Genomic DNA, 18,216 nt, shown 5'->3' on the forward strand with positions numbered 1-18,216 from the left:
ATTTAAAAAAGCTGCCGCCTGCAAAATACAGACAGCAGCTTCAACAAGTTGCCTAGGCTCTTTTTCAAAATGTCCTTTACAAAGGGTACACTTTAAATTGGAGCGGTTCTTTTCTTGTGAATTTATTCTAAAATCTCTTTATTTTTAAAGATTTGAATAGTGAAGTAGAGAATAAGGACAATTAAAGCAACAGTTAGAAGTACAGTCGCTAGGAAATTCGGCTGAACGTCTCCTGATTGCAACAAATAACCTGTATGTCCAGTTAACGTTGCCGGACTCCACTTCATTTTTTCATTAAATATAGAAGTAACTATTGAAATAGTAGCGATGATTAAGATTGATATGAAGGCAACACTTCCGCTCCCCTTCATAACCGTGCTAAAGAACAATGTCAAAGTCACTACAAATACTAACCATAAACCATAGATAGCAAAGCTTTGAAAAATACGGTCAGGTGTTACTGAGCCAATCAGTAAATTCGTATAGTACCATGAAGCAAGATAACCGATAAAAAATGACAATAATGTTATCGTTACTAATCCTGCCCACTTCGATAAAATATAAGAAGAATACGGAACTGGTTTACTCATGACCATTCCCGCTACCCCATTTTGTCTTTCAACTGAAACAATTCCCATTGCACTCAGTACAAGAATTAGAATCCCTAGCATTCCATAATTTGAAATAACACTCATCAATGCTTCCGCTCCTGTAGGAAGTGGCATCTCAATTATTGTGCCTTCCGGTAAACCTCCGAGAGTATCTAACATTTTCGGCATATAATAGGAGCTAATTGGCTGCATTACACCGAGTAATATAAAAACTAGAGGAATCCATAATAGTTTAAAATTCCTTATCATTTCCATTAGTTCTTTGCGATAAAGTACCCTCCATTGTGTCATGCCTTCACCACCTTCATAAATAAATCCTCTAATGTTGTTTGTGCCAGCTCAAACTTTCTAATAGGTAGATTTTGATTTACGATTTCATTTAAAAGAATGTGTCTCCCCTTCGCCATATCAGTCACACTAATATTCGCTACATTCCCTTGAATATTTACCTCTGATACAAAGCTATAACTTTCGACTTCTTTTATCCATGAAGAAGCATCAGAATCAAATTCAATTTGAATAATTGGTTGTCTGTACTGCTCTATCACATTTTCTAATTCCCCTGAAATTGCGATATCTCCCTCATTGATGATAATAATGTCGTCGCTAATTTCTTGTGCATCGTGAAGTACATGGGTGGAGAAAATAACGGTTGTTTCTTGTTTTATCTCCCGCATCATGTCCAGTACCTCTCTTCTCCCTAGTGGATCAAGTGCAGAAACAGGTTCATCTAATATTAGTAATTTAGGACGATGAATAAGTGCTTGTGCTAAACCGAGTCGTTGCTTCATGCCACCTGAATATCCGCCGATTTTTCTTTTCTTCGCATCCAGTAGGCCAACACGTTCCAGTAATTCTTCACTTCTTTCTTCTGCTTCTTTTCGATTTAATTTCGCTAGCTCAGCAGTAAAAACAAGAAATTCCTTACCGCTCATCCAATTGAAAAAAGAGGGGTATTGGGGCAAGTAACCAATGTATTGTCTAATGTCCTTTTGCTTAGTTCCCTGAAACGAAATACTTCCGGAGGTTGGCTCGAGTAAACCCGAAAGCATTTTCAACGTTGTGGTTTTTCCGGCTCCATTAGCTCCAAGTAGTGAAACACATCTACCTTCATCAATATGAAAGGAAAGCCCATTTACTGCATTTGTAGAGCCATATTTTTTGACCAAGTTGGTTACCCTCAGCAATTCCATTAATCATTTCTCCTTCCAATGACAAAGTAAAGGACAGGTCCTATAATGTTTATGAATAGAATAACAAGGATCCATAACCATTTCGGTCCGTTTGTCTTTTCCGCTCTTATACATGAGGTTAACGCAATTATTACCAGTAATAACTGAATTACAAGAATTGGAGCGATTACTCCCCATGGAATCCCGTTTAATATTTCGTTCATATTTCTCCTCCATTTTGTCTAATGATAGGTTTTTTCATTTACAAAAATGAAATGACTAAAAAAACAGTCAGTGGTACTAAGATAATTACAAGCCCGATCGGATTGGCAAAATTCAGTGTCCAACCAACACCAAAACGCTTTTCAACAAAAATAGAAGGATCATTTTTATTGAAGTAGAAGAGTCCACCCTTCCAATATTTATCTTCGTCTAAATCCATAATTTTAGCTTCTACTGTAGTCTCCATCACTTTATCGGAACGCCCTACTTTTATGGCAAAGATAAGTGTTCCTATTAATACTAAAATAAGAAAAGAAAATGGAATTATCAGTTTTACAAACCCTTCACCAATTTCCGGATGAATCGTCATTAGCTGGAAATAGCTCATTAACATCGTTATTCCCAACAACACAACAAATAACAGCCAGCTTGAATATTTTCTTAAAGATAATTGGCGATTACGTGATGATTCTAGAGAAGTAGCACTCAGCTTGATTCCTGATTTCTTTGTTGCTATATGGATTCCCAAAAACATTAATTGCATCATTAACAAGCCCAGTGACAGTTTGATCGCTGAGAATGAAGTTTTATCTGTAAATGCGTCAGCCTCCCCACTCGGTCCCCAATGAGTAGGAATTTGATTTGGAAGGATATCATAATTCATCAAAGTGTAAATCATTAAACCAATTGTCGAAATAATCGGCAGTAAATATAAATACCAAGGCAACATTTCATCCTGACTGCGAATTGACAAATCCGTTACTTTCATAGGTTTTAAATTCTCAGCCCAGTTGTTTTGCTGCTTTAGCTGTTTTGTTTTCGCATGATAATACAAATAGAATGTGATACTTATAAAAATTAACGCAAATTCAATAACGGCACCAGTCAAAGCAACCTGATTGTCTAAGCGCTCATTGCTTAATACCCATACAAGATAGGAGACTAAAATGACAATCGATAACAATGCCACACTTAAGGAATAATACTTTTTATATTTTTTGATTGTTTTGTCCTCAATATATTGCTCCGGTACCATAACACCGAAAACAACCGTTCGATTCACTAAGTACGGAATCGCTGTCTGTATCACTGCGATAAATAGCGTAATAATGAAAAATATTATAAACGACATACTTCTTCCCCCTTTACCTTTCTTTCATTTGATTTAACATACCACTCACTAATTCCTCTATTTCTTTTTTGCTCATACCTAATACGAATGCTTCAGCAATTACTGGTTTAAAACCAGCCTCAATCAGCTGTTTTTTCTCTTCTGTCATTTGCTCTATGGATGAGATTATTGCGCCTGATTTCGGAACAATTTTGATAATCCCTTTTTTCTCTAGCTCATGATAGCTTTTATTGACCGTATGCATATTAACGCCAAGATCTGCTGCAAAGGCTCTAACTGAAGGCAACGAATCGCCAGGAGCTATTTCTCCCCGTGCAATACCTTCAATGATTTGATTTGTAAGTTGTGTATAGATTGGTATATCTGATTCGGCCTCAATATGAATAATCACAAAATCCCTCCAATCTGTTCTACATATATTAGAACAAAACTGTTATACAATCAATATAACACCTTTGTTCTATAAATGGTAGAACAAAATTGATTTATTTTTATGTTCTCAAAAAAACATGTTAATAATTTCTGCATTTTTGTTTACCCTAAAAGCAAATGGGAATACGTAAATTGTTCAGATAATTCTTTTCTTTTCCTATTTAAATAGTTCAAGAATTAGTTATGATTTTTACTACGGATAACATTTGCTAGAATTAACACATTTTTTGTCGAAAAATGATTGCTACAGAAAAAATATTTCTGTATAATCTGTCTTATTGTTCAACTTTAGTTTAGTGCTAAAGTTGATAGCTCAGGTTTGTTTCACTAGGTTCTTCCGTGTTTTTTACTGTAGAATGTAGAATGGTTACTTGCCCTGACACAAGTAATTTATTATGATGCCGCGCTCAGTTAGAAACTAAGCGTACAGGCTTAAATTTTAGGGGGTTATAAAGAATTGGGTAAAGCATTGATTATTGGTGCTGGCGGTGTTGCTAGCGTTGTCGTACACAAATGTGTACAAAACTCAGAAGTATTCGAAGAGATTATGATCGCAAGTCGAACAAAATCTAAGTGTGATGCTTTAAAAGAAAAATTAGACGGTGGAAAAACGATTATCCATACTGCGCAAGTGGATGCGGATAATACAGACGAGCTAATTGAATTAATCAATGGATTTAAACCAGATGTGGTAATTAACGTAGCTTTACCATATCAAGACTTAACAATTATGGATGCATGTTTAGCTACAGGTGTGCATTACGTTGATACTGCTAACTATGAGCCACCTGAAACAGCTAAGTTTGAATATAAATGGCAATGGGCTTACAAAGAGAAATTCGAAAAAGCTGGTTTAACAGCTCTTTTAGGTAGTGGATTTGACCCAGGTGTAACAGGCGTATTCTCTGCATATGCATTAAAGCATTATTTCGATGAAATTCATTACATCGATATCTTAGATGCAAACGCTGGTGATCACGGGTATCCGTTCGCTACAAATTTCAACCCAGAAATCAACATCCGTGAAATTACAGCAAACGGACGTTACTGGAAAGACGGCGAGTGGGTAGAAACAGCACCACTTGAGCATAAAGAAGTTTATAACTTCCCAGAGATAGGTCCTAAAGATATGTACCTTCTATACCATGAAGAATTAGAATCTTTAGCGAAAAACATTACAGGAATTAAACAAATTCGTTTCTGGATGACTTTCTCACAAAAATATATCACACACTTAAACGTACTTGAAAATGTAGGAATGACTTCAATTGAACCTATCGAATACGAAGGTCAAATGATTCAACCACTACAATTCCTAAAAGCAGTATTACCAGATCCAGCTTCTTTAGGACCACGTACAAAAGGTAAAACAAATATCGGGATCATCGCTCGTGGTATTAAAGATGGCGAAGAGAAAACTTACTATGTATATAACGTGTGTGACCATGAAGAGTGCTACCGTGAAGTTGGCTCTCAAGCAATTTCATACACAACAGGTGTACCAGCTATGATCGGTGCAATGCTTGTAATGAACGGCACTTGGCAAAAACCAGGCGTATATAATGTAGAAGAGTTCAATCCAGATCCATTCATGGAAGCTTTAAATAAATGGGGTCTTCCATGGCAAGAAAGCTTTAATCCTGAACTGATTGATCTTAACTTTGACGAAAAAGAGGCAAAGTAAATGAAAGCAATCGATTGGAAAGCAGCTCCGTCTCCTAGTTATGTAGTGGACGAGCGTTTGCTATTACGTAATTTTGAAATTTTAAAGTCTGTTCAAGATCGCACAGGCTGTGATATCTTACTTGCCCTTAAAGGGTTCTCAATGTTCTCGACATTCCCTATGGCGCGTAATTACCTAAAAGGAATTACATCAAGTTCTTTATTTGAGGCACGCCTTGGCTACGAGGAATTCGGTAAAGAGGTTCACGCTTATGCACCTGCATATGCAGAGCATGAAATTGATGAGTATTTAAAGTATGTGGATCATATTGTATTCAACTCTTTTGACCAATTACACAAGTACAAAGAGAAAGTACAAAGTGTTGAAGGGAAGCATGTTTCTATTGGATTACGTGTTAACCCTGGTTATTCAGAAGTAGAAACACCTTTATATGACCCATGCTACATCAATTCTCGCTTAGGAATTCCTGTGGATTCATTCCGTCCTGATGAGCTTGAGGGTGTTGAAGGTATTCACTTCCACGCAATGTGTGAGCAAGGTTCAGATGTTCTTGAACGTATTTTAGTTCACTTTGAAGAAAAATACGGCAAGTACCTACACCAAATGAAATGGATTAACTTCGGTGGTGGTCATCATGTTACTCGTGAGGATTACGACGTAGAGAAGCTTGTTTCATTGATTAACTACATGCAAGACAAGTACGATGTAAAGGTTATTTTGGAGCCAGGTGAAGCAATCGCTTTAAATACCGGGTACTTAGTAACTACTGTACTGGATATTGTGAAAAATGGTATGGAGATTGCTATTCTAGATACATCTGCAACATGTCATATGCCAGACGTATTAGAAATGCCTTACCGACCACAGATTATCGGTGCAAGTACACCAAATGATAAGCCATACACATATCGTCTAGGCGGTATGACGTGTCTAGCTGGAGACGTTATCGGTGACTATTCATTCGATCAGCCTCTAAAAGCTGGAGACAAAATCGTATTTACAGATATGGCACACTACACAATGGTAAAAAACCATATGTTCAACGGTGTCAACCTACCAAGCATCTGTCTATACAACGAAGAAGAAGGCGTAAAAGTAATCCGCCAATTCGGCTACGAAGACTACCGAAACAGATTGTCTTAGTGTGTACCAGGTACACAAACAATTCAGAAACAATTCTGATAATTGAACTTAAAACAAAAGCTTTGCAGGAGACTTTTTCCCTGCAAAGCTTTTTTAGTTATTCTGCACTTGGTGTGGATTTGGGTAGTGTTAGTTTCCCGAATAGGAGAATGATGAGATATATCAAAAATAGCATTATGGCAATAAACAGTAAAAAGCTGATAGAGTCTACTAGTTCTAAGTAAAGTCCACCTATAAATGGACCTGTTAAGCTGCCTAGACTAAAGAATATTCCACATAGCAGGTTACCTGTAGGGAGTAATTCTTTTGGTGTTAAATCTGCCATATAGGTAATGCCTAATGAGAACAATGACCCGAGGAACATACCTGATACTAAGAAAATACAAAGAACCCACACTTGAGAATGCTCCAGCTGGCTTCCTAGCGCGAAAAGCACTGCCCCACTGAAAATCCCTATTAAGATAACTTTTCTTCTTCCAATTTTATCACCAATTATTCCAATTGGTATCTGAGTTATAATTGCCCCTATCGAGAAGGCGGCTAAAATCATAGAAATCATTGAATCTTTAAAGTCCATACGAAGAGCGTAAACTGGAAATAATGCATTTAAAGAGGTTTCTAATACACCATAAACAAAGGACGGCAAGAAAGCGACCCAGGCGTATTTGAATGACATTTTATAGCGTGAAAGACCATTTGCTTCCACGTTATCCCCTTTTAAAGCTTCTGGCTTTTCATTACGAATAAAGAACACAAACGACCAAGCTATTAAACAAAGTATAGATGAAACAACAAACGGCAGTGTTTCTGAAATGCCTACTAAATTTAACATCAATGGACCCGCTGCAAACCCTACGCCAAATGACAAACCGTAGATGGACATACTTTTCCCAAGATTCCCTTCTGGTGCAGATGTAGTTAACCAGGTTTGGGTAGAAAAGTGTAGACAGTGATCTCCTATTCCAATTAGCAAGCGTAAAATAAACCAAAACATAATATTTTCCCAAAACGGAAACATTAACAATGATAGAAAAACAATAGCTCCCCCGACAATAATAATCGGTTTATAACCGAACCTTCTTAAAGGCTGTTCGATAAATGGAGAGATCAATAAAGTTCCTATGTATAGCCCAGTCGCATTTAAGCCGTTTAACGTAGAGGATACGCCATCTGTTTCAAAAATAACTGATATAACCGGTAATAACATCCCTTGCGAAAAGCCTGAAATCGATACAATGATGATTAACGTCCAAAACCTTCGCCGTTCATAATGATTTGCTGATAACATATATGTCCTCCAACCTTAAACATATCGATAATACCGTATATATTAACATATCATTATTAAAATAGCTTTAATATTTCGCATATTAAAAACCCTAGCATTCAACAATAGTTGGACGCTAGGGTTTACACTTCGATTTCCTCCATTTGTAATTGCATAAACATTATTACGGCTTTACCTGACAGCCGAAAACTTGTTTAAACTCCCTCCTTCTTTTTTGTAGAGTGAGTATCATCTTTTCGACCATCTCCCTTCGATTTGATATATTCAATTTATCATATTATTTCAATTTTGTAAATATTCAAAAAATATATTTTTTCTAAAATTATTCCTTTGTCTTCACACCTCTATTTTCACATATTATTTGAACTCTATTTATAAATTCGCTATGATGGTCATGACGAAAGAGGTGTAATAATGTCGAACTCTATTACAGATAAAAACAAACAAGTGAATTACTTAAAAGAACGCCTTCAAATTTTTGTTGAAGTTTTAGATGCAATTGATCCAGAAACTGCTGATGTTGAAGATATCGACAAACTGATTCAGATGCTTGATGATGTAGAAGACAAAATGGACCAATTTAAAGGCCGCGACGACCTAACAAAAGAATAAAATTCCCAAAGAGATGTCTCCAATTTTTCAGTTGGAGACATCTCTTTTTTCAATGCCTCCCCCCCACGCTATTTTAAAAAGCTTTTATTTATTTGATATATTTCTATGACTCTTTTTTTCATGAAATTAAAAAGGTATAATAAGTGATGGAAAATAAAATATTCTGGGGGGAATATCCATGTCTCAAGTTGCTACTTCTTATTTACAAACACTAGAGAAAAGTCTATATGACTTAGTAAGCGAAACTTCAACGAACTTACCAAAAGATGTTCGTCGTGCAATTAAAAAAGCAAAAGATGCTGAAAACGCTGGCACTCGTGCAGCTATGAGTTTAGACACAATTGCTAACAATATCGTAATGGCTGAAGACAATGTATCACCAATCTGTCAAGATACTGGTCTACCAACCTTCAAAGTAAAAACTCCAGTTGGCGTAAACCAACTAGAAATTAAGGCTGCTATTAAAAATGCAATAGTACAAGCAACACAGGATGCAAAATTACGTCCAAACTCAGTTGATTCTTTAACTGGGAAAAACAGTGGCGATAACCTAGGCGATGGTCTTCCAGTTGTGAAGTTTGAGCAATGGGAAAAAGACTATATCGAAGTTAAGTTAATCCTTAAAGGTGGCGGCTGCGAAAACAAAAATATCCAATACAGCTTACCTTGCGAATTAGAAGGTCTTGGTCGTGCTGGTCGTGACTTAGATGGTATCCGTAAATGTATTTTACACTCTGTATGGCAGTCTCAAGGACAAGGCTGTTCTGCTGGCTTCATCGGTGTAGGTATTGGTGGAGATCGTTCTTCAGGCTATGATCTTGCGAAAGAGCAATTATTCCGTCACGTTGATGATGTAAATCCAAATGAAGACCTTGCGAAATTAGAAGAGTACATCGTTGAGAAAGCGAATACATTCGGTATCGGTACTATGGGCTTCGGCGGTGAAGCAACTTTACTAGGCTGTAAAATTGGCGTTATGCACCGTATCCCTGCTTCATTCTACGTTTCTGTCGCTTATAACTGTTGGGCTTACCGTCGTATGGCTATCGACATTGACGTGAATTCAGGTGAAATCACAAACTGGCATTACCAAGATGGTGAAAAAATCACTTTCCGTGACGAGCCAAAAACAGAAGTACAATCAGAAAGCAAAGTGGTTGAACTGACTGCTCCTATTACTGAAGAGCAAATTCGCGAACTTAAAGTTGGTGACGTTGTTAAAATCAACGGTCGTATGTACACTGGCCGTGACGCAATCCACCATCACTTAATGAGCCATGATGCTCCAGTAGATTTAAATGGACAAGTTATCTATCACTGTGGTCCTGTTATGGCAAAAGACGAAGAAGGCAATTGGACAGTAAAAGCTGCTGGACCAACTACTTCTATTCGTGAGGAGCCATACCAAGGCGATATCATGAAAAAATTCGGTATTCGTGCTGTCATCGGTAAAGGCGGTATGGGTCCAAAAACTCTTGCTGCACTTAAAGATCACGGCGGCGTTTACTTAAACGCAATCGGTGGAGCTGCACAATACTATGCTGATTGTATTAAGAGTGTAGATGGTGTTGATTTACAAGAGTTCGGTATTCCAGAAGCAATGTGGCATTTAAATGTTGAAGGCTTCACAGCTGTTGTAACAATGGATTCACACGGCAACTCTTTACACGCTGATGTTGAGAAATCATCATTAGAGAAGCTTTCCCAATTCGCTGAACGTGTTTTCTAATTAACTTTGTGCACCAACCCCCTGTATGGATCATTGATTCTTACAGGGGGTTTTTTGTTATTCATCATATAGGCACTAGTGCCCTCCTATTTAGTAACACTTTATTCTCCTTTTACATATTTAGAATTGTAGTGCATTTACAATTCTAACACTCTATATTATAATGATTATAAATTAATAATTATTATTTAGAATTTATAAGCTAATTGATAACAATTATCAAGTCGATATTTATTACTATTTTGATAGTGATATTCATTATCAAAAGGAGGCCAGTATGAAACAATCTAATCGAGAAAGCGAATATCTAATTGAGAAAATTAAAGAACATGGTGAGCTGATTGCAGCTATTGCATCAGGCCTCATAATATTACTTGCGTGGCGAATGGAATCAACTGGTTTATCGACAGCTTCAGTTATTGCCTATCTAAGTGCCTTTGTAATTGGTGGTTACGCAAAAGCAAAGGAAGGTATTTTAGATACTATCCAAAACAAAAATTTAAACGTTGAATTATTGATGATACTAGCAGCTATCGGTTCAGCTATTATTGGTTACTGGACAGAGGGTGCTATCCTTATCTTTATCTTTGCACTAAGTGGTGCTCTTGAAACCTATGCCATGAATAAAAGTCATCGTGAAATCTCTGCCTTAATGAATTTACAGCCAGAAGAAGCTTGGCTTGTTCGAGGTGGATTTGAGCCAATCAAGGTAGCTGTTACATCCTTAAAAGTAGGCGATCATTTATTAATTAAGCCCGGTGAAAGAGTCCCTGTAGATGGTCAAATTCTTAAAGGCACCTCTTCAATTGATGAATCTGCAATCAGCGGAGAATCTATGCCTGTTACAAAGGGTTCAGGGGAAGATGTCTATGCTGGGACTGTAAATTTAAACGGTACTTTAACAGTCAACATGACCAAACCAAATTCAGAAACTCTTTTCCAGAAAATTATTACCCTTGTCCAATCAGCACAAAGTGAAAAATCCCCTTCTCAGCAATTCATTGAACGCTTCGAGGGGACTTACGTAAAATTTGTTCTATTAACAGTACTTTTAATGCTATTTATTCCCCACTATTTACTTGGATGGGACTGGACTACAACCTTTTACAGAGCAATGGTATTGTTAGTAGTAGCATCTCCATGTGCTTTGGTAGCTTCAATAATGCCGGCAACTCTAGCGACTATATCAAATGGCGCTAAAAACGGAATTCTCTTTAAAGGTGGCGTGCATTTAGAGCATTTAAGTGTTTTAAAATTGTTAGCTGTTGATAAAACAGGTACTCTTACTGTTGGTACTCCTGTAGTGACTGATGTAATTGTAAGAGATTCATTAAATGAAAGAGAAACAATTGCAACCCTGGCTTCTATCGAATCTCAATCAAATCATCCGTTGGCACAAGCAATCGCTAAATATGCAAAAGAGCAAGACATCCAGCCAACTCAGGGAATTGAAATAGAAGACGTTCCAGGATGGGGTTTAAAAGCCAATATTCAAAATTCTACTTACCTGGTTGGTAAACCTGATTTCGTGGGAAAAGCTGAGGCTGCACAATTTGCTAATTATGCAGCGGAAAATTTGGCCGCAGAAGGAAAAACGGTAATATTCTTAAAGGACGAAGAAGGAATTGCAGCCTTGGTAGCCATGAAGGATACAGTGCGTGATGAGGCTAAACACGCTGTGAAGCTATTAAAGGACCTTGGGATTCAAGTGACTATGCTTACTGGTGATAACGAAAAAACAGCAAAAACTATCGCCTCTGAAGCAGGTGTAAATGAGTATATTGCTGAATGCTTACCTGAAACGAAAGTAAATCATATTAAAGACTACTTTATTAAATACAAAAATGTAGGCATGGTCGGAGACGGCATTAACGATGCACCGGCACTTGCTACAGCAACTGTTGGGATTGCCATGGGTGGCGGTACAGATGTCGCTTTAGAAACTGCTGATGTTGTATTAATGAAAAATGATTTATCCAAAATTGCTTACGCAGTATCTTTATCTAAAAAAATGCAAAGAATCGTTAAACAAAATATTATTTTCTCCATTGCTGTCATTGCCCTATTAATCATTTCAAACTTCCTGCAAATCGTCGATCTACCCTTTGGTGTAATTGGACATGAAGGAAGCACCATTCTAGTTATTCTTAATGGGCTAAGAATGCTTAAGTCATAAGGTTAAGGAGGTGTCTCACCAGTCATGAGACACCTCCTTTTTACGCTATAAGGCTTTAGCGACAATCGTAAAAAGAGCTTTTGCTCTATAGTAGCAAAAGCTCTTTTCAATTTATTCCTTATACCCCTTCTTAACTAAGCTTCTTTTATGCATGGTCGCATTTAGGAGACCACCAAATATGAGAATCATACCTGTAAAATAGAGCCATAGCATAAGAATGATTACCCCTGCGATACTTCCATAGGTTGAAGCATAGTTTCCGAAATTATTAACGTAATATGAAAAACCATATATTAGTGTAACCCATGCTATTGAAGAAAATAGTGCACCAGGAAGTACACTAATAATACGTAGTCGTGGGTCTGTATTTGGGATTATCCAATAGATTAAATTTAACACCAAGAATATTAAGACTGGTGGAATAATCCAACGGACAAGCTGCCAAAAGTCCTTGAAGGTTTCCTCTACCCCTAGATAGTTAAACAGTGAATAAGCAAAATGCTCTCCTAAAATAGGAATGACTAAGGCAATTATAATAATGACAACTAATGCAATAGTAAAGACTAATGACAATGATCGATTAATTAACCCTGATTTCGGCTCAGTTTCATAAGCACCGTTTAATGTTTTGATTAGTGCATTAACCCCTCTTGATGCCGACCAGATTGTCCCTAACACCCCGACAGATAATAGTCCACCACCACTATGCGTCGTTAAAATTTCTGTTAGCGTACCCTGTGTTAATAAGAACACTTCTGACGGAACTACCGTTTGAAGGAAATCAAATACATAATCCACATCTAAATCTAAATAAGGTAATAATGTCACAATAAAAATTAATAAAGGAAAAAATGATAATAAGAAGAAGTACGCTAATTGCGCTCCCATACCTGATATATCAACATCTCGCATACGTACAAATAAATCTTGTATAAACCCTTTTCCTGTTGTTATATCTATTTTGGACTCGTCTGGGTCAAAAAAGGATTTAACTGATGCTACTACTCCATTATTTTGTTTTTTCTTCTCTTCCTTCAAAGCTTTCCCACTCCCCCTTGTTTCACTTTTAGTTCAAATGCTCAGGTTTGTTTAGTTCACTCTTTGTCTCTTTTACTATAGTTTGAACACTGTCTGGAATTTCTTTAACTTCTTCAATTTTACTTACAATTGTATTAATATTTTCTGAGGCATTCACATATATTTTTTGTGCTGCTTCTACTTTTTGATCAATAATTTGCTGAAGCTCTTCACGATTGTTTGCGTAATATACAACCCTTTCCTTCACCTTTTTCGTTGCTTCTATTGTATGTTCTCTCGTTTTGCGGTCAAACATACTAATAACAGCACCAGCAATTGCACCAATTGCAATTGCTTTAAATAATTTACTTTCACTCATCATATTTACCTCCTGTCTAAAGTTAAAACAATAATCAAACTGGTAATTTTTTCTTTACCCTATCATTTTATTAGAAAGCATAGATATCGCCAAGAAATTTAGCCTCGTGATTGTGTTTTACCAGCGTGCAAATTAGGGTTCATTTAGTAAGTATCCTTTAATGCAAAATTGGAAACATGAACTGAGTGACAAATGTTATTGACAAAGAAGGGCATTGAGTGGAATGATTAAAAGGATACTTTGAAAGGTGGGGACAAAATGGATTTGACTAAACCATCAAAAGAAAATGTTTTTTATATGATCGAGCAAATTAAAGAAAAACTACGTATGGTAAATGTTGACGCTATGAAATCAGAACATTTCACAGATGAGCATTATGAAGATATATTGTATCTTTACGAAATGGTTATGAAACGCAACACATTCAGTCCAAGTGAAATGCAGGCTATTGTATCCGAACTTGGTACATTAAGAAAATAAGCTTATTGCCATTATAGTAAAAAAGTTTCCAACGCTAGACTCATGTCTTCTTGGCGTTGGAAACTTCTTTTATATACAAGACTATTTATTTTCGTTTAGTGCAACAGCGATAGCTGCACCAACCTTTGCATTGTTTTTAACAAGAGCGATATTTGCTTCTAAAGATTTTCCTTCTGTTAATTCTTTAACTTTACCTAGTAGGAATGGCGTTACGTCTTTTCCTTTAATGCCCTTTTCTTCAGCTTCAACTAATGCTTTTTCAATAATTCCGTTTATGAAGCTTACTTCTAGTGCATCTTCTACTGGTATTGGATTAGCAATCACAGCTCCACCTTGTAATCCTAAATCCCATTTAGCTCGCATCATATCAGCTACTTCTTTAGCCGAATCTACACGGAAGCTTACTGAGAATTCACTTTCACGTGTATAAAATGCTGGCAACATATCTGTTTCAAATCCCACTACTGGAACCCCTTTTGTTTCTAAGTATTCTAGAGTTAACCCAATATCCAGAATCGATTTTGCCCCTGCACATACAACTGCTACATTCGTTTGAGAAAGCTCCTCTAAGTCCGCAGATATATCCATTGTTTCTTCGGCACCTCTATGCACTCCACCAATACCGCCAGTTACAAATAGTTCGATTCCAGCAAGCTCAGCCGCAATCATAGTTGCTGCTACAGTTGTAGCTCCAAGTTTTTTTGTAGCTACTAAATAACCAAGGTCCCGGCGAGAAGTTTTGGCTACATTGTCTGCATTACCGAACATTTCAAGCTCTTCATCCGTTAAACCGATTTTAATTTTGCCATCGATAATTGCAATAGTTGCTGGTACGGCACCATTGTCACGAATAATTTGTTCCACTTCTCTAGCTGTTTGTACATTTTGTGGGTAAGGCATCCCGTGTGAGATTATTGTAGACTCTAACGCTACAATCGGTAGCCCCTTTTCCTTTGCTTCTAGCACTTCATGTGAATAAGATAAGTATTTTTCCATGTTAGTTGTTCCTCCAATAGTTTAATTCATCTGTTGTAATATTTTGTCTAACTGTTTTATCTGACTGTAAGGTTTTCGTTGCATTCAAGTGACCAAATTTCACGGCGCTCATAAAGGATTCGTCATTTAAAATACCATGTATAAATCCACCAACAAAAGCATCTCCAGCACCTGTTACATCAATAATGTCCTTTACCTTTTCCGCTTTCAAATAAAAGACACCTTCCATGTTGCCAACCATAGCTCCTTGGTCGCCCAAGGTTAAAATAACATTGCTTGCCCCTTTTTCTAAGAGCATTTTGACAGCATTTGAATAATCGTGGTCGTTCAGAATTCGAATATTGAGATACGCCTCAGCTTCGTCTTGATTACAAATAAAATAAGTTACTCCGATTAAATCATCTGGCATATTTTTAATTTTAGGTGCTGATACAGGAATAATTGCAAAAGGAATATTTCTTACGCTTACAAGGCTTTGTAGATATTGTACAGTTTCTTTTGGACAGTTTAGGTCGACAATAATACATTTCGCATTACTTAAAATTGCTTCGTGTTTTTTTAAGATTGATGGCTGCAAGGAATCATAGATTGTCATATCTGCCATTGCCAGTATTAATTCGCCATTTTGATCCAATACTGCACTATACGAGCCTGTCTTTACATTCGGTAATATCTCGGCATAGTCAAGATTTATATAGCCCTGACTTTCTTTGTCGATATATTTAGCACCCTGATCCTGACCCATTAAGGTAATTAGCTTTACTTCATTTCCAAAGCGCCCTAAATTTTCAGCTATATTTCTTGCAACTCCACCTACACTTTCAGTAACCCTTGAGGGATTAGAGGTTCCATATTGTACATGTCCATCAATATAGAACTTTCGGTCAACATTGGCTCCTCCGATAGCAAAAATAGCATTTCTTTCAGGCAACACATAGGCACGACCGACGATCTTCCCTTTTTTAATAAGGCCAGAAATTATATTAGCAAGAGTTGGGCGTGACATATTTAGTGCCTCAGCCATTTCCTGTTGGGATAAAAAAGGATTGTTCTTGATAGCTTGGAGAACTAGCTGCTCTTTTTCATTCAATCCACATTCCACCTCGATTAATAAACATTTGTTTCAAATTATAAACTTTTGTTCGCGCTTAGTCAAAGGAAAATAATTTAATTAGAAAATTGGGCTAGGGACTAAGCCTTTTAGCAATTATCCTTTAGTTAGTTGCACTTATGTGGATAGGAAAAATTTTCTTTCTTATTCATCAAAAAAACCCGAAAGCATAATGGCTTCCGAGTTTTCGTTTAAATTAATTTAGTTCAGGAACTTTACTACCGTCTTCTTGTACTAATTGTTGAATAAGTACTTCAACACGGCGATTTTGTGCTCGACCACCTGCAGTTTCGTTTGATGCTATCGGGTTAAACTCACCGTAGCCCTTCGCACTGAAATATTTTGGATCTAGCGCGGGATTACTATCAATAATCAACTTCATCAGGTTAACCGCACGCATTACGGATAATTCCCAGTTTGAGCTAAACTCAGCTGTGTTTTGTGGAACGTTATCTGTATGTCCGGTAACAACAATATGTCTTGCAGGGTCTAATTGTAGAATTGTTGATAATTCATCAGCAATTGTCACATAATCTTGCTTTACATCAGCTTTACCCGGATCAAATAAAATACTATCTCGGATTGTTATTAATAACCCTGCATCGGTCATTTTAGTAGCGAATGTACTCTCTAATTCATTAACTGCGATAAAATTATCTAATTGCTCTTGAATTTCCTGTAGCTCTCTTTGATCTTGAAGGTATGCGGCCTCCTCTGCAGATATTCCATCTACAACGGTATCAGGTTTTTCTACCACAGAGGTATGATCCATAATGCCAGAACCACCATCTAAAATCTCATTAAAAACATTGGACATCTTATTGAGCTTCTCTTGGTCAATCGAACTTGAAGCAAAGAGTACTATAAACAGAGCTAAGAGCAGGGTCATTAAGTCCGAATAAGGTAAAAGCCATGATTCATCAACATGCTCATCATGCTTTTTCTTTTTAGCTTTCTTTGCCATTATCACCCGCCCCGCTTTCGTCTGTGATTTTACGGCGTTCCTCCGTCGGTAAGTAAGATGCTAGTTTTTGTTCTATAACTCGAGGTGCTTCACCTTCTAATACAGATAAAATCCCTTCGATCATTAATGTTTTTTGTTTTACTTCAACTGCAGATTTACGTTTTAACTTATTGGCAAATGGATTCCATAGTACATACCCAGTAAAGATACCAAGTAATGTGGCAACGAATGCACCTGTAATGGCATGTCCTAATTTATCGATATCGTTCATATCCCCTAACGCAGCCATTAAACCTACAACGGCACCAAGAACCCCTAATGTAGGAGCATAAGTACCTGCTTGTGAGAAAATCTGTGCGCCACTTGCATGTCTTTCTTCAAGTGCTTCTACTTCTTCTGTCAGTACATCGCGAATATAATCAGCATTTTGACCGTCGATTGCTAATGTTAACCCATTTTTTAAAAATGGATCTTCCACTTCACTCGCTTTACTTTCTAGCGCTAACAAACCTTCACGGCGAGCTAAATCTGCCCAACTTGAAAACATTTTTATGATTTCAACTTCACTTGTAAGCTTTTGTTCTTTAAAAAGGATTTTAAATAGCTTCGGTACTCTTTTTAACTCACTCATTGGAAATGCAACTGAAACTGAAGCTATTGTCCCTACAATAATAATTAAAAAGGCAGCAGGGTTAATTAAAACACTTAAGCTTGCACCTTTTACAACCATTCCGACAAATACAGCAATAATTCCGAGTATGACTCCGACTAACGTTGATATATCCATATATGTTCCTCCAAATCTTCTACTATTCTTTTTTTCGACAAAAAATCTATTTTTTTTACAGTCATATGACAGAATGATTAAAACAAGTTAAAAATATTTCAAAATATCTACAAACTTTTTGCTAGCTTTAATCACAATGATGTTTTTATTAGGTAGCATTTAATATCATTTCTATATATTATGAAGTCTTCTCAGTATTTTTTTGAATAGGTTATTCCTTCATAAACCTTCATGAAATTGCCAACATATTTTTTCGTACAACGATACAATTCATAAAAGAT

Annotated in this window: 18 protein-coding genes; 6 read left to right on the forward strand and 12 right to left on the reverse strand. The window is 36.7% G+C overall.

All coding sequences use genetic code 11. From position 1 onward, the window contains the following. Window positions 1-122 precede the first annotated feature (122 nt). The 5 genes from BJ095_RS11085 to BJ095_RS11105 are packed head-to-tail and all read right to left on the reverse strand — an operon-like array spanning window position 123 to window position 3,528. Window positions 123-902: an ABC transporter permease gene (locus tag BJ095_RS11085; protein ID WP_107935222.1), complete on the reverse strand. Its 780-nt coding sequence runs from the start codon at window positions 900-902 to the stop codon at window positions 123-125. Further along, complete coding sequence (locus BJ095_RS11090) at window positions 899-1,804, reverse strand: ABC transporter ATP-binding protein (protein ID WP_107935223.1); 906 nt, start codon at window positions 1,802-1,804, stop codon at window positions 899-901. Before BJ095_RS11090 ends, BJ095_RS11085 begins: the two co-directional genes overlap by 4 nt. Further along, a complete protein-coding gene (locus tag BJ095_RS11095) occupies window positions 1,804-2,007 on the reverse strand; it encodes a PLD nuclease N-terminal domain-containing protein (protein WP_107935224.1) in 204 nt (67 codons plus the stop codon). Before BJ095_RS11095 ends, BJ095_RS11090 begins: the two co-directional genes overlap by 1 nt. A gap of 38 nt (window positions 2,008-2,045) precedes the next feature. Continuing rightward, on the reverse strand, window positions 2,046-3,137 hold the full coding sequence (locus BJ095_RS11100) for a DUF1648 domain-containing protein (RefSeq protein ID WP_107935225.1): 1,092 nt from the start codon (window positions 3,135-3,137) through the stop codon (window positions 2,046-2,048). A gap of 13 nt (window positions 3,138-3,150) precedes the next feature. Beyond that, a complete protein-coding gene (locus tag BJ095_RS11105; protein WP_107935226.1) occupies window positions 3,151-3,528 on the reverse strand; it encodes a GntR family transcriptional regulator in 378 nt (125 codons plus the stop codon). A 498-nt stretch (window positions 3,529-4,026) separates the two neighbouring features. Here BJ095_RS11105 and BJ095_RS11110 point away from each other — a divergent pair, with 498 nt between their 5' ends. Further along, a complete protein-coding gene (locus BJ095_RS11110) occupies window positions 4,027-5,253 on the forward strand; it encodes a saccharopine dehydrogenase family protein (protein WP_107935227.1) in 1,227 nt (408 codons plus the stop codon). Next, on the forward strand, window positions 5,254-6,396 hold the full coding sequence (gene nspC, locus BJ095_RS11115) for a carboxynorspermidine decarboxylase (protein WP_107935228.1): 1,143 nt from the start codon (window positions 5,254-5,256) through the stop codon (window positions 6,394-6,396). A gap of 97 nt (window positions 6,397-6,493) precedes the next feature. Here nspC and BJ095_RS11120 read toward each other — a convergent pair whose 3' ends face one another. Beyond that, window positions 6,494-7,684 carry an MFS transporter gene (locus BJ095_RS11120; protein ID WP_107935229.1) on the reverse strand — a complete coding sequence of 397 codons (1,191 nt, stop codon included), beginning with the start codon at window positions 7,682-7,684 and terminating at the stop codon, window positions 6,494-6,496. A 414-nt stretch (window positions 7,685-8,098) separates the two neighbouring features. On the opposite strand from BJ095_RS11120, the gene BJ095_RS11125 reads away from it, so the two are divergent. From BJ095_RS11125 to BJ095_RS11135, 3 genes are all read left to right on the forward strand, one after another. Next, a complete protein-coding gene (locus tag BJ095_RS11125; protein WP_107935230.1) occupies window positions 8,099-8,296 on the forward strand; it encodes an SE1561 family protein in 198 nt (65 codons plus the stop codon). Between the two features lie 178 nt (window positions 8,297-8,474). Further along, entirely contained in the window at window positions 8,475-10,025 is a 1,551-nt protein-coding gene (locus BJ095_RS11130; protein ID WP_107935231.1) for a fumarate hydratase, read from the forward strand. Window positions 10,026-10,302: 277 nt separating this feature from the next. Then, window positions 10,303-12,201 carry a heavy metal translocating P-type ATPase gene (locus BJ095_RS11135; RefSeq protein ID WP_107935232.1) on the forward strand — a complete coding sequence of 633 codons (1,899 nt, stop codon included), beginning with the start codon at window positions 10,303-10,305 and terminating at the stop codon, window positions 12,199-12,201. Between the two features lie 111 nt (window positions 12,202-12,312). Here the strand turns inward: BJ095_RS11135 and BJ095_RS11140 are convergent, their stop codons facing one another. Beyond that, window positions 12,313-13,239 carry a YihY/virulence factor BrkB family protein gene (locus tag BJ095_RS11140; protein WP_235867645.1) on the reverse strand — a complete coding sequence of 309 codons (927 nt, stop codon included), beginning with the start codon at window positions 13,237-13,239 and terminating at the stop codon, window positions 12,313-12,315. Between the two features lie 28 nt (window positions 13,240-13,267). Next, window positions 13,268-13,597 carry a recombination mediator protein UvsY gene (locus tag BJ095_RS11145; protein ID WP_107935233.1) on the reverse strand — a complete coding sequence of 110 codons (330 nt, stop codon included), beginning with the start codon at window positions 13,595-13,597 and terminating at the stop codon, window positions 13,268-13,270. Between the two features lie 258 nt (window positions 13,598-13,855). On the opposite strand from BJ095_RS11145, the gene BJ095_RS11150 reads away from it, so the two are divergent. Further along, window positions 13,856-14,077, forward strand: a complete 222-nt coding sequence (locus BJ095_RS11150) for a DUF1128 domain-containing protein (RefSeq protein WP_107935234.1) — start codon at window positions 13,856-13,858, stop codon at window positions 14,075-14,077. A gap of 81 nt (window positions 14,078-14,158) precedes the next feature. On the opposite strand, the gene BJ095_RS11155 is transcribed toward BJ095_RS11150, so the two are convergent. From BJ095_RS11155 to motA, 4 genes are all read right to left on the reverse strand, one after another. Then, window positions 14,159-15,073, reverse strand: a complete 915-nt coding sequence (locus BJ095_RS11155) for a pseudouridine-5'-phosphate glycosidase (protein WP_107935235.1) — start codon at window positions 15,071-15,073, stop codon at window positions 14,159-14,161. A gap of 1 nt (window position 15,074) precedes the next feature. Beyond that, the gene (locus BJ095_RS11160; protein WP_107935236.1) at window positions 15,075-16,163 is read right to left on the reverse strand and encodes a carbohydrate kinase; all 1,089 of its coding nucleotides are present in this window, start codon (window positions 16,161-16,163) and stop codon (window positions 15,075-15,077) included. 217 nt (window positions 16,164-16,380) lie between these two features. Continuing rightward, window positions 16,381-17,148, reverse strand: coding sequence for a flagellar motor protein MotB (gene motB, locus BJ095_RS11165; protein WP_107935237.1), 768 nt, complete (start codon window positions 17,146-17,148; stop codon window positions 16,381-16,383). Then, on the reverse strand, window positions 17,132-17,935 hold the full coding sequence (gene motA, locus BJ095_RS11170) for a flagellar motor stator protein MotA (RefSeq protein ID WP_107935238.1): 804 nt from the start codon (window positions 17,933-17,935) through the stop codon (window positions 17,132-17,134). Before motA ends, motB begins: the two co-directional genes overlap by 17 nt. Window positions 17,936-18,216 lie beyond the last annotated feature (281 nt).

The organism is Ureibacillus chungkukjangi (assembly GCF_003217295.1).
Lineage (GTDB): Bacteria > Bacillota > Bacilli > Bacillales_A > Planococcaceae > Ureibacillus > Ureibacillus chungkukjangi.

Bases quoted from the DNA above. Each gene is read 5' to 3' on its own strand.
- BJ095_RS11085 (WP_107935222.1), bottom strand. From the start codon at position 902: ATGACACAATGGAGGGTACTTTATCGCAAAGAACTAATGGAAATGATA.
- BJ095_RS11090 (WP_107935223.1), bottom strand. From the start codon at position 1,804: ATGGAATTGCTGAGGGTAACCAACTTGGTCAAAAAATATGGCTCTACA.
- BJ095_RS11095 (WP_107935224.1), bottom strand. From the start codon at position 2,007: ATGAACGAAATATTAAACGGGATTCCATGGGGAGTAATCGCTCCAATT.
- BJ095_RS11100 (WP_107935225.1), bottom strand. From the start codon at position 3,137: ATGTCGTTTATAATATTTTTCATTATTACGCTATTTATCGCAGTGATA.
- nspC (WP_107935228.1), top strand. From the start codon at position 5,254: ATGAAAGCAATCGATTGGAAAGCAGCTCCGTCTCCTAGTTATGTAGTG.
- BJ095_RS11120 (WP_107935229.1), bottom strand. From the start codon at position 7,684: ATGTTATCAGCAAATCATTATGAACGGCGAAGGTTTTGGACGTTAATC.
- BJ095_RS11125 (WP_107935230.1), top strand. From the start codon at position 8,099: ATGTCGAACTCTATTACAGATAAAAACAAACAAGTGAATTACTTAAAA.
- BJ095_RS11130 (WP_107935231.1), top strand. From the start codon at position 8,475: ATGTCTCAAGTTGCTACTTCTTATTTACAAACACTAGAGAAAAGTCTA.
- BJ095_RS11135 (WP_107935232.1), top strand. From the start codon at position 10,303: ATGAAACAATCTAATCGAGAAAGCGAATATCTAATTGAGAAAATTAAA.
- BJ095_RS11145 (WP_107935233.1), bottom strand. From the start codon at position 13,597: ATGAGTGAAAGTAAATTATTTAAAGCAATTGCAATTGGTGCAATTGCT.
- BJ095_RS11150 (WP_107935234.1), top strand. From the start codon at position 13,856: ATGGATTTGACTAAACCATCAAAAGAAAATGTTTTTTATATGATCGAG.
- BJ095_RS11155 (WP_107935235.1), bottom strand. From the start codon at position 15,073: ATGGAAAAATACTTATCTTATTCACATGAAGTGCTAGAAGCAAAGGAA.
- motB (WP_107935237.1), bottom strand. From the start codon at position 17,148: ATGGCAAAGAAAGCTAAAAAGAAAAAGCATGATGAGCATGTTGATGAA.
- motA (WP_107935238.1), bottom strand. From the start codon at position 17,935: ATGGATATATCAACGTTAGTCGGAGTCATACTCGGAATTATTGCTGTA.